The sequence below is a fragment of the Halopenitus salinus genome, from assembly GCF_055397165.1.
Window position 1 is genome coordinate 1887531 of sequence record NZ_AP043853.1, and the last position, 19979, is coordinate 1907509.

Annotated in this window: 25 protein-coding genes and 1 tRNA gene; 10 read left to right on the forward strand and 16 right to left on the reverse strand. The window is 65.5% G+C overall.

Annotation, left to right across the window (positions count from 1 at the left end; translation table 11 throughout):
• Positions 1-50 precede the first annotated feature (50 nt).
• The gene (locus ACZ5YD_RS11190) at positions 51-767 is read right to left on the reverse strand and encodes a helix-turn-helix domain-containing protein (protein ID WP_379744595.1); all 717 of its coding nucleotides are present in this window, start codon (positions 765-767) and stop codon (positions 51-53) included.
• A gap of 127 nt (positions 768-894) precedes the next feature.
• Between ACZ5YD_RS11190 and ACZ5YD_RS11195 the strand changes: the two genes are divergently transcribed.
• Both ACZ5YD_RS11195 and ACZ5YD_RS11200 read left to right on the forward strand, forming a co-directional pair.
• Positions 895-1227, forward strand: coding sequence for a hypothetical protein (locus ACZ5YD_RS11195; protein WP_379744593.1), 333 nt, complete (start codon positions 895-897; stop codon positions 1225-1227).
• Positions 1228-1299: 72 nt separating this feature from the next.
• Complete coding sequence (locus ACZ5YD_RS11200) at positions 1300-1560, forward strand: hypothetical protein (RefSeq protein WP_379744591.1); 261 nt, start codon at positions 1300-1302, stop codon at positions 1558-1560.
• An 88-nt stretch (positions 1561-1648) separates the two neighbouring features.
• Here ACZ5YD_RS11200 and ACZ5YD_RS11205 read toward each other — a convergent pair whose 3' ends face one another.
• From ACZ5YD_RS11205 to ACZ5YD_RS11260, 12 genes are all read right to left on the reverse strand, one after another.
• Positions 1649-2284 (reverse strand): OsmC family protein, encoded by a 636-nt coding sequence (locus tag ACZ5YD_RS11205; RefSeq protein ID WP_379744589.1) that lies wholly within the window; start codon positions 2282-2284, stop codon positions 1649-1651.
• Between the two features lie 558 nt (positions 2285-2842).
• On the reverse strand, positions 2843-3247 hold the full coding sequence (locus ACZ5YD_RS11210) for a hypothetical protein (protein WP_379744587.1): 405 nt from the start codon (positions 3245-3247) through the stop codon (positions 2843-2845).
• A gap of 120 nt (positions 3248-3367) precedes the next feature.
• The gene (locus tag ACZ5YD_RS11215; protein ID WP_379744585.1) at positions 3368-3652 is read right to left on the reverse strand and encodes a type II toxin-antitoxin system RelE family toxin; all 285 of its coding nucleotides are present in this window, start codon (positions 3650-3652) and stop codon (positions 3368-3370) included.
• Complete coding sequence (locus ACZ5YD_RS11220) at positions 3645-3926, reverse strand: ribbon-helix-helix domain-containing protein (protein ID WP_008307424.1); 282 nt, start codon at positions 3924-3926, stop codon at positions 3645-3647. Before ACZ5YD_RS11220 ends, ACZ5YD_RS11215 begins: the two co-directional genes overlap by 8 nt.
• A 357-nt stretch (positions 3927-4283) precedes the next feature.
• Positions 4284-4355 (reverse strand) — tRNA-Thr (locus tag ACZ5YD_RS11225).
• 121 nt (positions 4356-4476) lie between these two features.
• Positions 4477-5115: a DUF7114 family protein gene (locus ACZ5YD_RS11230; RefSeq protein ID WP_379744583.1), complete on the reverse strand. Its 639-nt coding sequence runs from the start codon at positions 5113-5115 to the stop codon at positions 4477-4479.
• 82 nt (positions 5116-5197) lie between these two features.
• Positions 5198-5857: a DUF7119 family protein gene (locus ACZ5YD_RS11235; RefSeq protein ID WP_379744581.1), complete on the reverse strand. Its 660-nt coding sequence runs from the start codon at positions 5855-5857 to the stop codon at positions 5198-5200.
• A 264-nt stretch (positions 5858-6121) separates the two neighbouring features.
• Entirely contained in the window at positions 6122-7354 is a 1233-nt protein-coding gene (locus tag ACZ5YD_RS11240) for an MBL fold metallo-hydrolase (protein ID WP_379744579.1), read from the reverse strand.
• Between the two features lie 97 nt (positions 7355-7451).
• Positions 7452-7625 (reverse strand): hypothetical protein, encoded by a 174-nt coding sequence (locus ACZ5YD_RS11245; RefSeq protein WP_379744577.1) that lies wholly within the window; start codon positions 7623-7625, stop codon positions 7452-7454.
• 222 nt (positions 7626-7847) lie between these two features.
• On the reverse strand, positions 7848-8147 hold the full coding sequence (locus tag ACZ5YD_RS11250) for a hypothetical protein (RefSeq protein WP_379744575.1): 300 nt from the start codon (positions 8145-8147) through the stop codon (positions 7848-7850).
• Between the two features lie 109 nt (positions 8148-8256).
• Positions 8257-10950 carry a heavy metal translocating P-type ATPase gene (locus ACZ5YD_RS11255; protein ID WP_379744573.1) on the reverse strand — a complete coding sequence of 898 codons (2694 nt, stop codon included), beginning with the start codon at positions 10948-10950 and terminating at the stop codon, positions 8257-8259.
• A 126-nt stretch (positions 10951-11076) separates the two neighbouring features.
• Positions 11077-11643, reverse strand: coding sequence for a ribosome biogenesis domain-containing protein (locus tag ACZ5YD_RS11260; RefSeq protein WP_379744571.1), 567 nt, complete (start codon positions 11641-11643; stop codon positions 11077-11079).
• Positions 11644-11790: 147 nt separating this feature from the next.
• Here ACZ5YD_RS11260 and ACZ5YD_RS11265 point away from each other — a divergent pair, with 147 nt between their 5' ends.
• From ACZ5YD_RS11265 to ACZ5YD_RS11280, 4 genes are all read left to right on the forward strand, one after another.
• A complete protein-coding gene (locus ACZ5YD_RS11265) occupies positions 11791-12111 on the forward strand; it encodes a 30S ribosomal protein S24e (protein ID WP_379744569.1) in 321 nt (106 codons plus the stop codon).
• 20 nt (positions 12112-12131) lie between these two features.
• Positions 12132-13838 (forward strand): bifunctional N(6)-L-threonylcarbamoyladenine synthase/serine/threonine protein kinase, encoded by a 1707-nt coding sequence (locus tag ACZ5YD_RS11270; protein ID WP_379744567.1) that lies wholly within the window; start codon positions 12132-12134, stop codon positions 13836-13838.
• A gap of 82 nt (positions 13839-13920) precedes the next feature.
• On the forward strand, positions 13921-14202 hold the full coding sequence (locus ACZ5YD_RS11275; RefSeq protein ID WP_379744565.1) for a DUF5808 domain-containing protein: 282 nt from the start codon (positions 13921-13923) through the stop codon (positions 14200-14202).
• A 134-nt stretch (positions 14203-14336) separates the two neighbouring features.
• A complete protein-coding gene (locus ACZ5YD_RS11280) occupies positions 14337-14918 on the forward strand; it encodes a DUF5813 family protein (protein WP_379744563.1) in 582 nt (193 codons plus the stop codon).
• A gap of 216 nt (positions 14919-15134) precedes the next feature.
• Here the strand turns inward: ACZ5YD_RS11280 and ACZ5YD_RS11285 are convergent, their stop codons facing one another.
• Together ACZ5YD_RS11285 and ACZ5YD_RS11290 are read right to left on the reverse strand one after the other, a co-directional pair.
• A complete protein-coding gene (locus ACZ5YD_RS11285; protein ID WP_379744561.1) occupies positions 15135-15368 on the reverse strand; it encodes an Lrp/AsnC family transcriptional regulator in 234 nt (77 codons plus the stop codon).
• Entirely contained in the window at positions 15365-16063 is a 699-nt protein-coding gene (locus tag ACZ5YD_RS11290; RefSeq protein ID WP_379744559.1) for a potassium channel family protein, read from the reverse strand. Before ACZ5YD_RS11290 ends, ACZ5YD_RS11285 begins: the two co-directional genes overlap by 4 nt.
• Before the next feature lie 79 nt (positions 16064-16142).
• Between ACZ5YD_RS11290 and ACZ5YD_RS11295 the strand changes: the two genes are divergently transcribed.
• The gene (locus tag ACZ5YD_RS11295; protein WP_379744557.1) at positions 16143-16379 is read left to right on the forward strand and encodes an Lrp/AsnC ligand binding domain-containing protein; all 237 of its coding nucleotides are present in this window, start codon (positions 16143-16145) and stop codon (positions 16377-16379) included.
• 95 nt (positions 16380-16474) lie between these two features.
• Positions 16475-16795, forward strand: coding sequence for a hypothetical protein (locus ACZ5YD_RS11300; RefSeq protein ID WP_379744555.1), 321 nt, complete (start codon positions 16475-16477; stop codon positions 16793-16795).
• Between the two features lie 15 nt (positions 16796-16810).
• Here ACZ5YD_RS11300 and tmk read toward each other — a convergent pair whose 3' ends face one another.
• Positions 16811-17398 carry a dTMP kinase gene (gene tmk / locus ACZ5YD_RS11305; RefSeq protein WP_379744553.1) on the reverse strand — a complete coding sequence of 196 codons (588 nt, stop codon included), beginning with the start codon at positions 17396-17398 and terminating at the stop codon, positions 16811-16813.
• An 82-nt stretch (positions 17399-17480) separates the two neighbouring features.
• On the opposite strand from tmk, the gene ACZ5YD_RS11310 reads away from it, so the two are divergent.
• Both ACZ5YD_RS11310 and ACZ5YD_RS11315 read left to right on the forward strand, forming a co-directional pair.
• Positions 17481-18398 (forward strand): complex I NDUFA9 subunit family protein, encoded by a 918-nt coding sequence (locus tag ACZ5YD_RS11310; protein WP_379744551.1) that lies wholly within the window; start codon positions 17481-17483, stop codon positions 18396-18398.
• A 384-nt stretch (positions 18399-18782) separates the two neighbouring features.
• Positions 18783-19961 carry a tubulin/FtsZ family protein gene (locus ACZ5YD_RS11315; RefSeq protein ID WP_379744549.1) on the forward strand — a complete coding sequence of 393 codons (1179 nt, stop codon included), beginning with the start codon at positions 18783-18785 and terminating at the stop codon, positions 19959-19961.
• Positions 19962-19979 lie beyond the last annotated feature (18 nt).

Below are 19979 nucleotides of genomic sequence, written 5' to 3' on the forward strand. Positions count from 1 at the left end.
GACGTCCCGTCCGGTCATGCCGACGCCCATCCGGTCACCGTCCCATTCGATCACGACACGTCGGCGTCTTCGGGATCGCGTTCGGCGAAGAGGGCCGAAAGCACGTTTCGTTCGGCGGCCGTGATGTGTTCGGAGAAGGTCGCCGACGTGATCTCGAGATCGTCGGCGATCTCCTCGCCCGTACAGCCGCGCGGCCAGTCGTAATAGCCCCTCTCGAAGGCGGTCCGTAACACCTCGTATTGCCGCTCCGTCAGGTTCTCGCGAAGCACCCGGGGGATCCTCGATCGGGTGAAGCGCGGTTCGACGGCGTCCTTTCTCCGCTTGGCGGCGAACTCGACGTCCGGGTACTCGTCCACGAACGATCGGACGACCGCCGACTCGTCCGTTCCCGGCGGGACCTCGGCCACGATGTGACCGCTCCCGTCCCGCCCCTCGACCTCTCGCGGCAGCGCGCCGAGCTCGGCCAGCCGGAAGGCCGGGCAGCTGTCCGAAACCACGAACTCGAGAAGCCCCCCGTCGTCGTACTCGGCGACGATCGACGCCTCCACGGAATCGTGTGTGCCGGCCCGTTCGAGTATCCGGGAGGGCTCCGTCCCGCGTACGTTGAAGAACTCGGCGTATCGGCCGTCGGGGCGCGGGAACATCTCCGTGAGCGCCAGCGTACAGTCCTCCTCCTCGGATACGCTCACGAACGGGTATTCCCCGCCGTGAACCTGAAACTCGAGTTCACAGACCCGTGATCGGCTCTCGACGCCGTTTCCCGACATGATTACCAATTCGGTAGTAATCGGCCGAAGTATTTAACGATTCGTTCCTCGATATGTATATCTCTCACGATCGAGGATCGATCGCCGCGCTGATGCGTTTTTGTCCGGTGGCCCCGTATCGGGGGATATGGCGTACAGATTCGTCCGTGCGAACCCAAACCGGGAGCGCCTCCCCGAACTGCGCGACCGACTGGACGGTGATGAGATCGAACGAATGGACCCGTTCGGCCGCGCGTTGACGACCGCTCTGGAGCGCGCCCGTTTCGATCCGGAGACCGGTGAGGCGGTTTGGATCGAGGAGGACTACTGCACTCCGCCGCTGGCGATGGAGCGTGCCGAGGTCCTCGACGAGTACTTCTCGGAGATCACGATCGTGGACGAGGACGTCGACGAGGCGGCCGGCTGGAGGCGTATCGACGACCTTCCCGGACTCTGGGACCGGGTTCTCGGCGGGACGTAATGCGGTCGGAGCGACCGGAGCGGAACCGGTAGGCACATCATTACTACACCGGTAGGGCCCCCTTCGGCGAACATGACCCGTTCGCACGACCATACGATCGCGGTCGACTCACGCCGACGCCGTCCGGAACGGATCCGGGACGCCACGGAGCGGCTTGCGACCGTTCTCCAGTCTCTGGACCTCGAGGAGGAGACGCAGATCGCCGAGGAAGTGATCGAGGCGATCAAGGCGACGGATAGAGCCTACCAACTCGAAACGACGACCTTGGAGCCCACGCGACGATCCGGTGGGTTCCGCTTCCCGTCCGCTCCGGTCGACGAAGTGGATCGTTGAAGTCGACGAAGTGGATCGCCGACCACGTCCCGTGCGTGAAGATGCGGAAATCCCGGCGTTAGGGAGCGGGAATCCCGGCGTTGGGACGTTAGCTCGCCCGTTCGGATTTCAAGGACACCTGCGGCGTGGCCTCGTGTCCGTGCGTCATCAGATTGTACACGGGCGAGCGATTGACCCATCCCCGGATCCGGTCGAGGGTCTCGTCGTCGATGTCCGCACCGCTGACACGGACGTCTATCTGAAGGTCTCCGTACATATTCGTCGGGGCTCCGTCAGCATCGTTGACCTCCCCCAGTCCGAGGAACACCGACGGGTCGAAGTCGACCGAGACTGTCGTCTCGAGGTCGTCGATGTCGACGCCGGACTGTACGGCACTCAGCGAGATCGAGCCGTTGATGCACCCGGTCAGGGCAGCGAGGGCGACCTCTATGGCCTCTTCTCTGTCCGTCGGATCGACGAATCCGACGTGCTCTTCGACCTCCTTGTGCCCGCCGAAGTGCTGGGTGTACTCGCGACCGAAGCGGTCGATCTCTTGGCCGCCAAGCGAATACGACTGCGTCTTCGAGCGGGTATGCAGCACGCGACCCTCGTCGGTACCAACCGCGCTCAGTACGAACTGGACGGCTTCCGGATTCTCCTCGGCGAACGCGAGGAACTCTTCGTGGGCGGCCACGTCGATACCGTGGACTGGTTGCTTCTCTGGCGATCGTGTATCTGTTGACATTGCTCTCTCCGTGTATTCTCAGGAAATAGTCGTCCAAACCTCGAACGTGGCTCAAACGGCCGGTTCGGCGAGAATCACGTATATAAAGGGTCCGAGAGGAGATAAACGTTTCAGTTACTTATACGGAATCTACGAAAATAAAAGTCGGAGATCTATTCGGACAAGTCAGTCATGAAGATGTACGCCCGAGGGGTGTACGGCAGAAAGAGCCTAGGCCGGGATTTGAACCCGGGGTCTCGTCCTTACCAAGGACTTGCTTTACCGAGGAGGCCTTCGGCCCTGAAAGCGGCTACCGTTGCCGCAAACGCCCACTTTGCGTGCTTCTTATCTCTCTATTAGCAACGCTACTTATAAAAGAATTGGGTATTCGGCCCCGTATGCCGTCTGTGGACACCGGAAAACGACAAACGTGTTCGGGTGAGTGTTGTCCTATTCGACACATCATAATTGTGAGGGGTGTTGTATAGTTCATACGTGTGTCCCACTTCATCGACTGGGGAGTACCATGTTGGCTTCAGATATGCGGTGGTGAATCAGCTGGAAAGTAGAGCGTGTGAACTATCCGTTCAAAAATAGGCCACGGCGAATCAGCAAGAATATGATTACAACCAACGGTATTGCGATATAGACTACCGGAACTAAACCAAAAGTAAAGCTATCAAGTGTCGCTCGAATTAATGCGAATACTGCAACTGCGAGTGTCCCATACCAACCGATACGTCTCTGCTGATATATTCGAATTGCTAAGAAAATAAATATAGCCCCTGCGACAACCCATTGTAAGCCGGCAAGTATCTGATAGCTGCTTCCCGCTTCAATGGCCGGCCCTGAGAATGGAACCAGAAAGGCTAACCAAAACGAAATGACTGCAAACACCACCAATCCAGCTACAAGGCCGAGAATATCTACTGGTGGACGGTTCCCGTCTTTCCTTTTAAAAAGATTAGCAATATTCCAACTCATCTGGGAGAGGGTAGCAATACAATCTTAGCGAACCTACTTAATTAATAGCCTGTACAGAGCGAGCTTTGCTTCGCCAGTACTTACCGAAGGTAACTCCCCACATCGAGGGCCTTTCGTCACCTAGTCGTCGTCAGCGGTGTACGCGCCGCCCCGACGCTTGATACGTGCGACGACGAGCCGCCCGTCGTCCTGCCGGAAGCTCACTGAGAGCCGAAACTCCCCGACGCGTATCTTCTTGTACGGGCTGTTCTGGAGCGGCTCACCGTAGTCCGGCGGGTCGCGCCACGGCGAGGAGACGATTTCATCGAGCTTGTCGAGTATCTGGTCTTGGTCGGTAGGGGACAGTCCGTCGAGGTCGTCTTCGGCGGTCGTGGAGAGTTCCCACGTCCACCCGTCGTCACTCATCGCTCGTGCCGAACCGCTCGCGGGCTTCCTCGGCGCTCGTCGTTCGTCCCTCGCGGATGTCTTCCTCGGCTTCGAGCAGGGCGACGAGTTCGTCGCGGTCGAACGTCGGGAACTCAACGGCGTCCCGAAGTGTGTACCGGATGAACTCGCTCCGGCTGTTGAACCCGCGTCCCTGCCACGTGTCGTCTATCTGTTCGAGGAACGACTCGGTGAGTTTGAAGTTGACCGTGGCGATGTCGTCCCCACCGTCGTCATTCGTAGCTGCTTCAGACATATAGACGTAATACGCTGGTCTTACCAATAATCGTTTCGGCGGAGGCTCACTCACCGCGTAACCGACGTGGATAGCCGCATCGAGGAGCATTTCTATCACATTACTGACTACGATTCAGTCATCCCTCCGTGAGCGCGGGTTAGCGAAATCCGGGGTGTCGCTTGAGGGGACGCGCCCCCGGTCGATTTCGGGTCTAATCCGTCGCTGTCTGTGAATTAGTTTATGTGTCCTGATACATCACCGAATCGCATTACGGCGAGGGATGCCCTGTTTAGCGAGAGAAGCGAATCTTGAACGGGTTTCGTTCAGACGACTGTAGTCAGAAAAGTGTTCGTACAAGGAGTGTACGGAGGAAAGAGCCTAGGCGGGGATTTGAACCCCGGCTCTCGTCCTTACCAAGGACGCGCTTTACCGCTAAGCTACCCAGGCGCGGATGGTGGTTGGCCGGATTCGTCTTTAGGCGTTTCGATCCGATCGACCACCGCGACGTCCTCACACGGTCGACGGATCGCGGGAGGGATGGCGGTTCGTCGCCACCGACCGATCGCGGTCACGCGCGCTCCTCGGACAGCGTCGCGATCCGGTCGGCCGTCCCGTCGGAGAGCGCCTGTCCGGCGGGCGGGAACCCGCCGTCGTAGTCGGCCGCCAGCTCCCGGGCGTACGCGAGCAGCTCCGTGGGCGGATCGCCTCCCACCGCGGTCGTGCCGGCGACGACGGCGAGCTCGAAGACGTCCTCCTCGAGGTTGCGATCGAGGGCGTCGACGTCGGCGTCGCGGCGGCGACGAAGGGTCTGATCGCGGCCGAACGAACGGACGACCTCGACGGCGGCGCCGGCGGCCTCGGTCCGCGAGAGGAGCGAGAACCCGCGGGAGACGAGCACGTCCGCGGCCAGCACGTCGAGGTCCGCGTCGATGTCCGCAGACCCCTCGGCGGTCAACCAGGGTTCCTCGTGGGCGAGCCGACGCGTGAGTCTGAGCCCCTCGTAGATGAGCTGGACGCCGGCCGCACGTTCGGCGACCCGATCCGCGGCGATCTCGGGAGCGAGCGCTCGCGCGGTGACGATCGCGAGAACGCCCGGCGTCACGGCCGCATCCACGAGCCTGTCGTCGAGGACCGTACGGAGACGCGTCGGCTCCACGTCGGCGAGCGCCTCGCGTGCGGCATCACGAGCCCGCACGACGTCATCCATCACTTTCGACGTGGATCGCGAGGGGCAAAGACCTTTGGAAACGCCGGTTTCGGACCCGAACGTCCGCTCGGCGTCGCCGGGTTCACTCCTCGGAGAGGTGCTTCGAGAGCGCCTCGGCGACGATCGTCTCCGGGGGCTCGTTTCGCATCGACGCCTCCCTGCGGAGGTCGACGTAGACGTCCGCCGGGAGGTCCAGGCTCATCCGTCCCGGAGTGACGCCGTGATCGCGGATCGCGTCCTCGATCGCCGTCCCGTCGTTCACGTCCGAGGCGATCGACCGAACGTCACGAACCGTCAGATCGCCGTCCAGCACGCCCCAGGCGATCAGATATCGGTTCTCGCCGTTCACACGGGCGATGTGTTTCGCGGCCGTGGGCGCGATGTGGCCGCGGGCGACGTGGCGTCGGATCGCCTGTGGCAGATCGTGTACGCGCGCCCACTTGCGGATGAACGCGACGGAGACGCCGTCACCGGCGCGTTCGGCCGCCTGCTTGTAGGAGCCGAGCCCACGAACGAGGGCGGCACACGCCGCGGCCCCGCGCAACATCAGGACGTGATCGTCCCCGCCGACGTCGCCGGTGGCGAACCGGTGGACGACCTCGCTCGCCTCCGCGACGCTCTCCTCGTCGTCGGGATCGAAACCGATCGCCTCGGCGGCGCGCTCGCCGGTGATCTCCGGGTCCGAACGGACGACCGGTTCCCCGACCGGGGATCGTCGGTCGGCGCGTGGCTCCTCGGGCATACGCGTTCGTGGGCACCCACGACCAAAATACCCTCGCCAGTTGGCAAACGCTGTGACCGTCGGTGACGAGCGAACACGCGGGACTCGGACGTTCCCGACCGGAACCGTCTCGACCACCCGTCGAATCTCCGATGGAGCCGAGGCGGGCGGACGATCTGCTCGCCGGGGCGGTGAACGATTCGCCCTCCGGATCACCGGCAAAATCCGCGGCGGCGGGACGTCCTCCGCCGTTCCCCCGCTTTCTCGAGTCTCACGGACCCGCCGTCACCGTTCGATCGGCTCGCCGATCGAGGGCGCCGACGCGTTGAACCCGTCGGCCCGCAGCTCCTCGGCGAACCGCCCGCATCGATCGCCGTGGTTCACGAGCACCGGGACGTCCCGATAGGCGTCGAGGAAGTCCACCAGTCCGCCGCGGTCGGCATGGGCGGAGAAGTCGTACTGTTCGACCTGCGCGCTGACGGGCATCACGCGACCGTCGATCTCGGCGCTGCCCGTCTCCAGCAGGTCCCTTCCCGGCGTTCCCTCGACCTGATAACCCGTCAGGGTGATCTTGTTCACCGGGTTCGACCGGATCTCGGGGATGTAGGTCATGGCGGGGCCGCCGGACAGCATTCCACTGGTGGTGATGATCGCGGCCTTCTGATCGGTGATACGCTTGCGCTGTCCGTCGCGGCCGGTGACGAACCGGGCGTGTGATTTCGCACGCCGAAGCGCGTCGGCGTCGCGGACGTATTCGGGATGTCTCCGAAGCATCTCGGTCACCTGCGCACCCATCCCGTCGACGTAACAGGGGATGTCGTACTCCTCACAGACGAGCATCATCTCCTGTGTCCGTCCGATCGCGAACGCGGGGATGACGACCGTCCCGCCCTCCCAAAGCGTCGTCTCCACGCTCCGTGCGAACCGCTCCTCGACGTCGCCTCGATCCTCGTGATCGACGTCCGAGTACGTGCTCTCACAGACGACGACGTCCGCCTCCGGACGCGCCGTCGTCCCCGAGACGAGACGCTGGTCGTCGGTGTGGTAATCCCCGGTATAGAGCAGTCGGGTGTCCCCGTCGTCGACGAGGACGTGGGCGCTTCCGGGGATGTGGCCGGCGTCATAGAACGTCACCTCGTGGTTGGCGGCCTCGAACGGCTCCCGGTACCCGTGAGTCCGCGACGTCTCCGTCACGCGTCGGACGTCGTTCTCCGTGAAGGGACACTGAAGCGTCCCGCCGTGGAGTTTCAGCGTGTCGCGAGCGAGCGTGAGCGCCAGCTCGCGGGTCGGCGGCGTCCAGTGGATCGGCGGCCGGGACGTCCCCGAGAGGAGCGCCGGAACGGCGCCGACGTGATCGAGGTGTCCGTGGGAGACGACGACTGCGTCGGGATCGGGCGTCTCCACCGGAAACTGCGGCGGGTTGGACGCAAGGCTCCCGAAGTCGACGAGCAGCGAGTCGTTCACGAGGAGGGCGCTCCGGCCGACCTCGCGGGCGCCGCCGAGAAACCGCAGCTTCATCGACCGATCCTCGGGTCGGCCCACGCTAGTGGGCATCGATCCGCGACGCAACGGCTCGGCCGCGGCCGAGCGGTCCCCACCTCGCGTCCGGGACCGGCTACCGCGCGTCCGTGACGAGGTAGGTCCGTCCGCCGCGGCGCTCGAGGTAGACCTCGGTCCCGGGGACGGTGTTCTCCTCGATCCGCTCGGGGATGCGTCCGGCCGCGTACTCCGTCACGTCCACGCGCGTTCGCCCGAAATACCGCATCGACGTCGGTGCCTCGGTGCTCATACTCGAACGTTCGTCGCCGCCGCACGTATACCTCATCCAACAGCGCACTGAAAGTGAAACTGAAAATGGGGCGGGCTGAAACCCACGAACGAGACGACGATCGAAACGTACGCGACGTCGATCGGGACGTACCAATGGCGAACGAAACGTACCTAAGGCGATCAGGACGCCGGCAAGCGGGACGGCACAACGGGAGGAGGGGAACGGTCCGGTCGGGACCTGTCACCGGTTCACGTCGAGTTCGTCGTCGTCGGCGACGACACGAACCGTAAATCGGTCGTAGCCGCCGTAGGCAGTCTCGAGCGCCCCGATCCACCAGTTCCACCGTTCGGCCAGCGTGGATCCCTCCGGCGCGTCCCGCAGGTGTCGAAGGACGTCCGGCACCGTGAGAGCGTGGCCGCGGTCGCGTTTCGGCTTGCCCGAGTCGGCCAGATCACGGGCCTGGCGGGCGACCACTCGTCGCTCGGCGTCGCTGCCGCCGAACTCCTCGGCCAGCGCGGACTCGAGACGACGAGCGTCCATGTGCCACGTTAGTGCTGCACGTATATGAGTATGGAGGTGTTTCACGCAGCGTGCATATCCTCAGGATCGCCACGTCGACGCGCGCTACCGGATTTCGATCGCTTGCACGCTATGGGCTCGTCGCTCGCTCCGGTTCGTTCGGTTCGCTCGTCCGTCCCGCCGTTTCGGCCTCCGCTCCCTCGGAACCGTCCTCGAGCTCCGACCCCGATGCGACCGGGGGTTCCGCCGGTTCGATCCGGCCGAGACGAAGCGCGTTCCCGGTCACCCCGAGGCTCATGCCCATGTCGCCGACGAGGACCGCCATCGCGATCGTGACGTAGCCGAAGGGAGCGCCGGCCGCGAGCAGCGCCTTCACGCCCAGCGAGGCGACGATGTTCGTCCGGATCACCCGGGAGGCCCGATCGGAGAGATCGATCAGGTACGGGAGCCGGGTGAGGTCGTCGCCCATCAACGCGGCGTCGGCGGTCTCGAGGGCCGCGTCGGTCCCCGCGGCCCCCATCGCGACCCCGACCGTCGCCGTCGCGAGCGCGGGCGCGTCGTTGACGCCGTCCCCGAGCATCAACACGCCGCCGTCGCTCGCCTCGCGAAGCTCCCTGATGACGTCGAGCTTCTCGTCCGGCAGGAGGTCCGCGTGGACCTCGTCCACGCCGACCTGCTCGCCGATCGCGGCGGCCGTCCGCTCGTTGTCTCCGGTCACCATCACGACGCGGTCGATCCCGAGTTCGTGGAGTCGGTCGACCGTCCAGGCGGCCTCCGGTCGGACCGTATCGGAGACCGCGATGACGCCCTCTATGGTCTCGGCCGTTCCGACGAGCACCACGGTCTTTCCCTCCCGCTGGAGCCGCGGGATCGTCCCGCCGACGAGGTCGACGTAGGCGCCGTGCTCGCAGGCGTCCGGTTCGATGTCCGCCGTCTCGATACCGGTCGTCTCTTCGCTGGTGAGCGTCCCTCCGCCGTCGGTTCGGACGTGGGCGTGTTCGAGATCGAACCCGAGATCGGCGAACAGCCCGGGCTTTCCGGCGTAGTGCGTCTCGCCGTCGACCTCGGCTCGAACGCCCTCGCCGGCCATCGCCTCGAACCCGGCGACCTCCCGGTCGGGGACGCCTGCCGCCTCGGCGTGGGAGACGATCGCCCGCGCGATCGGGTGCTCGCTGCGGCGCTCGAGGGCGGCCGCACACGCGAGCACCGCCTCGTCGTCCTCGTGGCCGATCGCGATCACGTCCGTCACGCCGAGGTCGCCGGTGGTGAGCGTCCCCGTCTTGTCGAGGGCGACCGTGTCGATCTCGCCCGCCGACTCGAGGTGCTGGCCGCCCTTTATTAGGACGCCGTTGCGGGCGGCGGCGGTGACCCCGGAGACGACGCTCACCGGCGTCGAGATGACGAACGCACACGGACAGGCGATGACGAGCAGTGCCAGTCCGCGGACGAACCACTGCGTGAACCCCCCGCCGGCCACGACCGTGCCGAGCACCACGGTCGCGATCGCGAGCCCGACCACGATCGGCGTGTACATCCCGGCGAACCGGTCGACGAACCGTTCGGCCTCGGTCTCCTCGGCGCTCGCCGCCTCGACCAGCTCGACCACCTTCGCGATCGTCGACTCGGACGCGGGGGCCGTCACCTCGACCTCGAGGTAGCCCTCCTCGTTGATCGATCCCGCGTAGACCTCGTCCCCCTCGACCTTTCCCGCCGGAACCGACTCGCCGGTGATCGGCGATTCGTCGACCGCGGATGACCCGGCGACGACGACCCCGTCGAGCGGGACCTTCTCGCCCGGACGGACGGCGACGCGCTCGCCGACCGCGACCTCGCTCGCGGGAACGGTCTCCTCGGCTCCGTCACGCAACACGGTGGCGGTCTCCGGGGAGAGCTCCATCAGCTCCTCGATGGAGTTTCGCGCCCGATCGATCGAGAACCGCTCGAGCAGCTCCGCGGTCGAGAACAACACCGCCAGCGTGGCGGCCTCGAAGGGGGCGTCGATCGCGAGCGCGCCCACCACTCCGACCGTCATCAACAGGTCGACGTCCAGGTTTCGGTTGCGCGCGGAGTAATATCCCGCTCGGAGGATCGGCGGCGCGGCGGCCGCGACGGCGAGGACGTAGGCGAGCCACGACCCCGTTATCGCCCAGGGACCGACCGTCGCGAACGACGGATCGAGGACGGGAACCGCCCACTGGAGGACCAGTCCGCCGGCCAGAAGGATCGCCCCGATCCCGGTCGCGATCGCCCGCGGCGTCCGATGTATCGGCACGTCTCCACCGACGGTGTCCTCGGACTTCTCCACCTCGTACCCTGCCGACTCGACCGCCGCGATCAGTCCGTCGGCTCCGATCGTCCGCGGATCGTAGTCGATCACCACCGTGCCGGTCGTCGGCCGAGTGTCCACGTCCAGGACGCCGTCGATGGAGAGGGCCGACTCCACCTTCCCCGCACAGGAGCTACAGTCCATGTCGGGAACCGACAGCCGCGTCGTTTCTCCCCGCTCGACCGCGTAACCGGCCGATTCAACTGCCTCGACGATCGTGCTGGGGGCGGTCCGCTCCGGGTCGTACAGTACGTCGACCGTCCCGTTGGTCGGACGCGTGTCGATCCCCGTCACACCCGTTCGGTCCGACAGCGCGGACTCCACCTTCCCCGCACAGGAGCTGCAGTCCATGTCGGGCACCGACAATCGGAGGTCGTCGGATCCGGATGCCGGCGGCCCCGGTTGACGTCCGTCCCGCTCGGGATGATCCCCATCCGCGTCGGCGTGTCCGCCACACCCGCACGTCTCCCCGGCGGAGCGCCGGTCGTCGTCGCTCATTAGTTCGACGTAGACGCTCGATCGTTATTAACTCAACTGTCAACTCCCGGCCGAAATTTGGGTGTTACTAATAAATAATGTGGGTGTATTTATTAAACGATAGGTTACCACACGAGGATCGACCGGTCAGCGGTCGAGGTACTCCTGTTGCACGTCGACGACCGCAGCGGAGTCCTCACAGGCCGCGTACCGACGAAGGGGCTCCTCGTTGAGCTCGAGGAAGGTCTCTCCCCACGTGAACTTCTCGAGGAGTCGCTCGCCGTGGACCCGCTCACCGAGGATCACGAGCGCGGCCGAAAGTGCCTCGACGGTGGTCAACCGCATCGGACGCCCGAAGTTCACGGGATTCGCGGCGACCAGATACGGCAGCGCACGGTGCTCGCCGGGGAGGGAAAACCGCTTTTCGCCCGCCGATTCCCACGAGCAATCGAGCGCGACCAGTACGTCCCCGTCGCCTCCGTCTCCCCGCACGTCGTTGCCCCCGTCGGCGTTCTCTCGTCCGCCTTCCTCATCGTCGCCCGCGTTCCCAGCATCCGCCGGCGACAGCGCTCGCTCGGCGTGCGGGTTCAAGACGATGCCGTAGGGCGTCGCCCCGTCCGTCCGGTGGAGGGTCGCGAGATCGAAGCGGGCGAGCTTCCTGGCCGTGCACTTTTCCGGGTCGTCGTCGCCCTCGTACCGAACGTGTACGTCCACGCTTCGCCTTCGCCGCTCGGAGATAAAAACGCCGCGCCACCGACTCCTCGCCGCCCAACGCGCCGTCAGGTGGCGGTCGAACCGGCGGCGAGGTCCCGGCTTCGAAATCCTTTTAGCTCTTTCGCGGGGAGATAACGCTAACTGACCATGGAGATCGACATCGTTTCCGAGGAGGAAAACCCCATGTTGCACAGAACGGACATCCGCTTCGAGATCGTCCACGAGGACGCGACGCCCTCCAGGCTCTCCGTCCGCGATTCGCTCGCGGCCACCCTCGATAAGGACTCCGACGAGGTCGTCATCCACGAGCTCGACACGAAGTTCGGCATGCGAAAGACCGTCGGCTACGCGAAGGCCTACGAGACGCCCGAACACGCCCGCGACGTCGAACAGGAGTACATGCTCGAGCGCAACAAGATCGGCGTCGACGACGAGGCGGACGTCGAGGCCGAAGCCGAGGAAGCCTGATCGGCCCCGACGGCTTCCGAATGCGCGTTCTCGGGATCGAGGGGACGGCCTGGTGTGCGAGCGCCGCCGTCTACGATTCCGAAACCGACGACGTCCACATCGAATCCGATCCGTATCTACCCGATAGCGGCGGCATTCACCCCCGTGAGGCCGCAGAGCACATGTCCGACGCCCTCCCGTCGGTCGTCGACGCGGCGCTTTCATACGCCGAACGGGAGTACGGCCGCGCTTCGATCGATGCCGTCGCGTTCTCTCGCGGTCCGGGTCTCGGACCCTGCCTGCGAACCGCCGGGACCGCGGCCCGGTCGCTCGCCGGATCGCTTTCGGTCCCGCTCGTCGGCGTCAATCACATGGTGGCACACCTCGAGATCGGTCGCCATCGGTCGGGATTCGAGAATCCGATCTGTTTGAACGCCTCGGGGGCGAACGCCCACGTGCTCGGCTATCACGACGACCGCTATCGCGTCCTGGGCGAGACCATGGATACCGGCGTCGGCAACGCGATCGACAAGTTCACCCGCCACGTCGGCTGGTCGCATCCGGGCGGTCCGAAGGTCGAGGCCGCGGCCGCCGACGGCGAGTTCCTCGAACTCCCGTACGTCGTCAAGGGAATGGACTTCTCGTTTTCCGGGATCATGTCGGCTGCCAAGGACCGATACGACGAGGGTGCCCCGGTCGAGGACGTCTGTTTCGCCCTCCAGGAACACGTCTTCGCGATGTTGACCGAGGTCGCAGAGCGGGCGCTATCGCTCACCGGCGCCGACGAGCTCGTCCTCGGCGGCGGCGTCGGACAGAACGATCGCCTCCGCGAGATGCTCGAGGCGATGTGTACACAACGCGGCGCGTCCTTTTTCGCGCCGGAACCGCGGTTCCTTCGCGACAACGCGGGCATGATCGCGGTCCTCGGCGCGAAGATGGCCGCTGCCGGTGACGTCGTACCGATCCGCGAGTCGTCGGTCGATCCGAACTTCCGGCCCGACGAGGTTCCGGTCACGTGGCGTCCGGGGGACGAGTCGATCCGGGAGGGCCCTCGAACGGAGCACACTGAGCGGGCTCGCGACGGTGTCGAACGCACCGACCGCGATCACACCGGCGCCGAGGCGACCGTGGAACTCCTCGGAGACAACCGCGTCCGGAAACGTCGCCGCTCGCGGACCTACCGACATCCGGAGCTCGACGGGACCCTCCGCCGGAGCCGTACCACCCTCGAAGCGCGGCTGCTGAACGAGGCGCGCCGAGCCGGCGTTCCGACTCCGCTCGTTCACGACGTCGACGTTGCGAACGCGACGTTGACGCTCCAGCACGTCGGCGAGCGCGATCTCGCCGACGCGCTCGCGCACGGAACGGACGCTTCGAGGGTCCACACTCGGACCGTCGGTAGACACCTCGCACGGCTCCACGATGCCGGGATCGTCCACGGCGATCCGACGACGCGAAACGTCCGGATCCGATCGATCGAGGAGCCCGACGCGAACGTCGACGGGACGATCGCCGACGCTCCGGGTTCGCGCCCCCATACGTATCTGATCGATTTCGGCCTGGGCTATCACACGGGCCACGTCGAGGACCACGCGATGGACCTCCACGTCCTCGAGCAGGCCGTCGCCGGTACCGCGATGGATCCGGAGTCGCTCCTCGACGCCTTCGAGTCCGGCTATCTCTCGGTCGGCGACTCGGCCGTGATCGACCGGCTCCGAACGATCGAGGGACGTGGTCGATATCGGTGACGCGACGTGAGCGGCCGGGGCGTCATCGATGGTCGGCCGCTCGAGCCAAAACGATTTACCACCCGGTGCCGTTAGGTACGGTATGGTCGAGAAACCCTCATCCGGCGAACTCTTCGGGATCCCATACAACTTCGATCGGCCGAGCCTCGGCCGACTGATCTCCTCGTACTGGAAGCCCGGGCGGGGCATGCTCGTCGAGAAGCCCTTCGGGATCGGCTACACGCTGAACCTGGCCAACTGGCGATCGTGGGTCGTCATCGCCGTTGCGGTCGGACTCTACCTGCAGGGTAAGCAGTCGGCCCAAGAAGCCGAATCCGCCGATACCGACCAGGACGAACCGGTCGAGGTCGTCGTCGAGGACTGAATCGGCCGGGGACGGAATCGGCCGAGAACCGATCCGGATCGGATCGCGGACCGACTTCCCGGCGCTTGCGATCGCGACCGTGATCTCGGACGCCGACACGACGATCTTTTGGCGATTCGCACCCTCCGATCGGTATGCGTGAGCCATCGGATCGGGTCCGGAACGCCTTCGAGACGGCCGGATCCTTCGAGCAGATCGACGAGACGACCTGGCGCTCGACGACCACCGCCTTCGAGGGACGGATCGAGGCCGAACCGATAGCGGTGGCCGGGTCGGATGAAGAACGAACGACTCGGGACCGTTCGGATCAGGCCGGTTCGGACGCCGATGGAACGGACCCGGACCCCTCCGTCCGTTTCGCGTTCGACGTGACCGTCGTCGTCCCCATGCTCGACGCCGTGACCGAGGACGCCGTCGCCGAGGTGGTCGAGGACGGGTGGTTCGACACGTTCGAGCGACGGATCGAGGACGTCTCCGGCATCACGCGACGCTCGCGTGATCTGGATCCGGGAGTCCGTCGTGACGGGGACGACATCGTGGTCGAAGTCTCTCTGGCGGACGCCAACCCGGAACGCGGCGTCGAGGACGCACGCGCCTTCGTCGACTTCGTCGAGGGAACGTACGTGCAGGGGATCATTCCGGGATACGACTACGCCGATCCCGTCGCGGGGCTCCTCTCGCGGGCCCGAACGCAGGGAACCGCCGGCGATGTCTGATCGGGTCACATCTGATCGGAGCACGTCTGATCGGGGGACGACCGCTCGACACGCCGCTTGCGACGTGAAATGGCGGACAGGTGGCGATACGGTTCCCGGTCGGAGCGCCACACAACCGTCTCGTCCGATCCGGGGCGACGTTCAAGACACGACGACGCTGGTTCGCGATCGGGTATAAATCTCGGCGAGGGAACCACCGAGAGAGCGCTCGACGTCTCAGTCCATAGCGACGTACGTCTGCGTGCTTTCGATGCCGTCGAGCCCCTGGATCGACGCCGCCGCGACGTCCTTGACGTCCGCGGGCGTCTCCACGGAGAGCGTGACGATGAAGTCGACGTCGCCCGCGACGATGCTCACCCGCTCGACGCCGTCGATCGCGGCCATCTGCTGTTTCAACCGGTCGGCCTCTCCCGTGTTGGCCTTCACCATCACGTAGGCGGTGACGCTCATGGTTCACCTCCCGCGGTCGCCGCGGTGGTCGAGGGTTCGATGTCCCCCACGAGCAGCTGGCGAACGTCGTCGAGAACGGAGTGGTCCGCCAGCACGGCGATCCGGTCGCCGGCCTCGAGCGTATCGTCCGGAAGGGGAATCCCGAGCGTGCCGTCCGCCTTTCCGAACGCGAGGATCCGGGAGGCCGCCGGGAGCGCGACCTCCGACATCGTGTAGCCCCGCATCGGGGATTCGGACGTCACCGTGACGAGCAGGATCTGCAGGTGTTGGGCGACGTCGGCGATCGCCTGGATGTTCCCGCCGAGGAGCGCGTTCTTCGCGGCGATGGCGCCGAGCCGCTCCGGGTGGACGATCTCGTCCACCTCGTCGGCGTACTTCCGGTAGATCTCCTCGCGGTAGTCCTCGTCGATTCGCATCACCGTTCTACAGCCGTGGTGTTTGGCGATCATGCACGCGGCGAAGTTGACGTTGAGATCGCCCGTGAGCGCGCCGACTGCGTCCGCCGAGTCGATCCCGGCTTTCTCGAGTACCTCCTCTCTCCCCCCGTCCCCCTCGACCACCTCGAAACCCGCCTCGCGCGCCAGTCTGGCCGTCTCAGGGTCGCGTTCCACGACGACGACCGTGTGGCCCTCCTCCGCGAGGACGCGGGCGGTCCGACGTCCGACCCGCCCCCAGCCAATGTTAACAAATCTCATGAAAGATCCTACAGACGGCTGCTAAAATAACCTTTCTCCCGGGGCGAAGGTTTTTGCGGTCCATGGTGTATGGTAACACATGGTCAGAGCATACGTGCTCCTCAAAGCGGACGTGGGAGCGGCGGCGGGGATCGCGGAGGCGAGCCGTTCGGTGGAGCCGGTGGAGACGGCACACGTCGTCGCGGGCGACTGGGACGTCATCGTCGAGATCGAGACGCCGGAGGTCTACGACGTGCTCTCGACCGCGGCGACGAGGCTACAGGAGCTTTCGGGCGTCGTCGACACGAAGACGTACGTCGCCATCGACGAGGAGTGAGTCGTTTCGAGGTGACCGACGATCCGACACGAGCCGATGAGCGACCGTCCGACACGAGCCGATAGACGAAAAAGCGCGCGGACGCTACTGGGGTCATGGCCTCGATCCTCGGCGTGCTCGCGTTTCTCGTGGTGTTGGGGATCCACACGCTGATCGCCGCCGTGATGACCCGGTATCTCCGGCTGCGTCTCGCGACGACCTGGGGCACCGCGGTTTACGTCGCGTTTCTCGTCCCCGTCGTGTTGTTCGTCTCGACGCTCGTGTTCAGCGGCCCGTTGGGAATCGGCGTGAATCTCGGGACCCCGACCGCCGTCCTCGCCGTGATGATCCTGCTTCCCGGCACGCTCGGCGTGGCGATAGACCTCCTCTACGTCGAACATCCCGACGAGTACGAACTTCCCGAGCCCGCGGAGTGACGACGCGGGGGGCGATCACTCCTCGAGTCTCCTCTCGATCGCGGACTCCACGCGTTCGAGGGCGGCTTCGGGGGGTTGGGTCGCGTCCACGCGGACGAATCGCTCCGGCTCCTCCTCGATCAGTCGCTCGTAGTTCGAGCGAACGACCGAGAGGTACTCCCGGCGCTCGAACTTGTTCGTCGATCCGGACCGCTCCGCCGCGCGTTCGGCGTCGAGATCGAGGTAGATCGTGAGGTCGGGAGCGCGCGTGAACGGCTCGTGGATCGACCGGACGTACTCCATCGGTCGGTCGATCCGCGTCTCGCGGAGCGTCGCCGCCTGATAGGCGTATCGCGAGTCGCTGTATCGATCGGAGATCACGAGACGTCCCGCCTCGAGCGCCGGTTCGATCGTTCCGGAGAGGTGGTTCGCGTGGTCGGCGGTGTACAAAAACAGCTCCGCGATCGGATCCGCGTCGTCGTCGCCGATGGAGCGGTAGACGGCGTCACCGTACCACGAATCGGTCGGCTCGCGGGTGAACGTCGCGTCCGGATACGACGCCTGGAGCGCCTCCCAGACGGTGGTCTTCCCGCTTCCGTCCAGCCCCTCGAGGGTGACGAGCATGCCTGTGGGTGGGCGGCCCACTCACATAACCGAACTGGAATTCCGCGGTAGTTTTAGGTGGTTTCTGCCCCATTGGATCGTCATGGATATCCTCGTCGCCGGCGGGACGGGCTTCATCGGATCGTATCTGTGCCGTGAACTCGCCGACCGGGGCCACCAGGTGACCGCGCTCTCGCGGTCGCCCGAGGACGTCTTCGAGGACGCCGACTCGATCGAGACCGCGGTCGGTGACGTGACCGCGCTCGATTCCATCCGCGAGACGGTGGCGGGTCACGGCGCCGTCGTCAATCTGGTCGCGCTCTCGCCGCTCTTCGAGCCCTCCGGGGGCAACGAGCTCCACGACACGATCCACCGCGGGGGGACGGAGAACCTCGTCGCCGCGGCCGAGGATGGCGGCGTCGATCGGTTCCTCCAGTTGAGCGCGCTCGGCGCCGATCCCGACGGTCCGACACACTACATCCGTGCCAAGGGTCGCGCGGAGCACATCGTTCGCGAGGCCGACCTCGAGGAGACGATCGTCCGCCCGTCGGTCGTCTTCGGCGACGGTGGGGAGTTCGTGGGGTTCACGAAGCGGCTGAAGTCGTGGTTCGCTCCCGGCGTCCCCGTCTATCCGCTCCCCGGAGGGGGGCGGCGAACGCGGTTCCAGCCGATCCACGTCGAGGACCTCGTCCCGATGCTCGCAACGGCGATCGAGGACCCCGAACACGCGGGCGAGACCTACGAGCTCGGCGGCCCGGAGCGGCTCACCCTCCGTGAGGTCACGGAGCTCGTCTACGCGGCCGAGGGACGGGACGTGCGGATCGTCTCGTTACCGATGTCGCTCGCGAGGGTCGGCCTCACGACGTTGAGCGTGGTTCCGGGCTTCCCGATGGGCCCCGACCAATACCGGTCGCTGACGTTCGACAACACCACCGAGAACAACGATGTCGGCGTCTTCGGCCTCACGGAGGACGATCTTACGACCTTCGGGGAGTACCTGTCCGGGACGGCGGCCGAGTGAGCGGGTGTCGGACCCCGCGTCGCTCCCGGCTCGAACGCGATTTCGAGGGATCCCGATCGCGGAACGGGATCCCGTGACATCTTGATCGCGATCTCCACGGGGATGCGTCGGACGACACGGGAACGGACGCGCGGGCGCGTCAGACGAATCCCGCCCCGACCGATTTCTCGGGATGGCGTGAGGCGTGATACCGTTGATCATTTATATTCACTCGTCGATACAGAACTCGCTCCCGTCCGGCGTGAAAATAAATTCTGATAACCGACGATCCGCCGCCTTCAGCCGATTTATCGCCCGTTCGTCCGGCGTCGCCGGTCGCCACCATCACAAGGCTTATATTTGCCATGCTACTGTGGTCTTTTCAAAGACCGACTGGGGGATTCCATGAAACTGGCAATGATCGGCTTCGGGCAAGCGGGGGGAAAGGTCGTCGACAAGTTTCTCGAGTACGACAAACGGACCGGTTCCGAGATCGTCAGGGCCGCGGCCGCGGTGAACACCGCCAAGGCCGACCTGATGGGCCTCGAACACGTCTCCGAGGAACAGCGGGTGCTCATCGGACAGTCCCGCGTCAAGGGCCACGGCGTCGGCGCCGACAACGAGCTCGGCGCGGAGATCGCCGAGGAGGACATCGACGAGGTGCAGGGCGCCATCGACTCGATCCCGGTTCACGAGGTCGACGCGTTCCTCGTGGTCGCCGGACTCGGTGGCGGTACGGGCTCCGGCGGCGCGCCGGTGTTGGCGAAACACCTGAAACGCATCTACACCGAGCCGGTCTACGGCCTCGGCATCCTGCCCGGCAGCGACGAGGGGGGGATCTACACCCTGAACGCGGCGCGCTCGTTCCAGACCTTCGTCCGCGAGGTCGACAACCTGATGGTCTTCGACAACGACGCCTGGCGCAAGACCGGCGAGTCCGTCCAGGGCGGCTACGAACAGATCAACGAGGAGATCGTCCGGCGGTTCGGCATCCTCTTCGGCGCCGGCGAGGTCAAGCAGGGCCAGGAGGTCGCAGAGAGCGTCGTCGACTCCTCGGAGATCATCAACACGCTCTCGGGCGGCGGCGTCTCGACGGTCGGATACGCCGAGGAGGAGGTCGAGGAGACGAGCTCCGGCGGCCTCCTCTCGCGGCTCCGAAACGACGAGTCGGCCGAGGAGCTCGACACCGCACACACGACGAACCGGATCACGAGCCTGGTTCGAAAGGCGGCGCTCGGTCGCTTGACGCTCCCCTGTGAGATCGAGGGCGCCGAACGCGCGCTGCTCGTGCTCGCCGGCCCGCCGGAGTACCTCAACCGCAAGGGCATAGAGCGCGGGCGCAAGTGGCTCGAGGAGCAGACCGGCTCGATGGAGGTTCGCGGCGGGGACTACCCCTACCGCGGCTCCGGGTTCGTCGCCTCGGTCATCCTGCTCGCGGGCGTGACGAACGTCCCCCGGATCAAGGAGCTCCAGCAGGTCGCCATCGAGGCCCAGGACAACCTCGAGGAGATCCGCGAGGAGAGCGAGGAGAACCTCGAGGAACTCGTCGACGACGGCGAGGACGAGCTCGAGTCGCTGTTCTAACTCGGCGTCACCACGTCC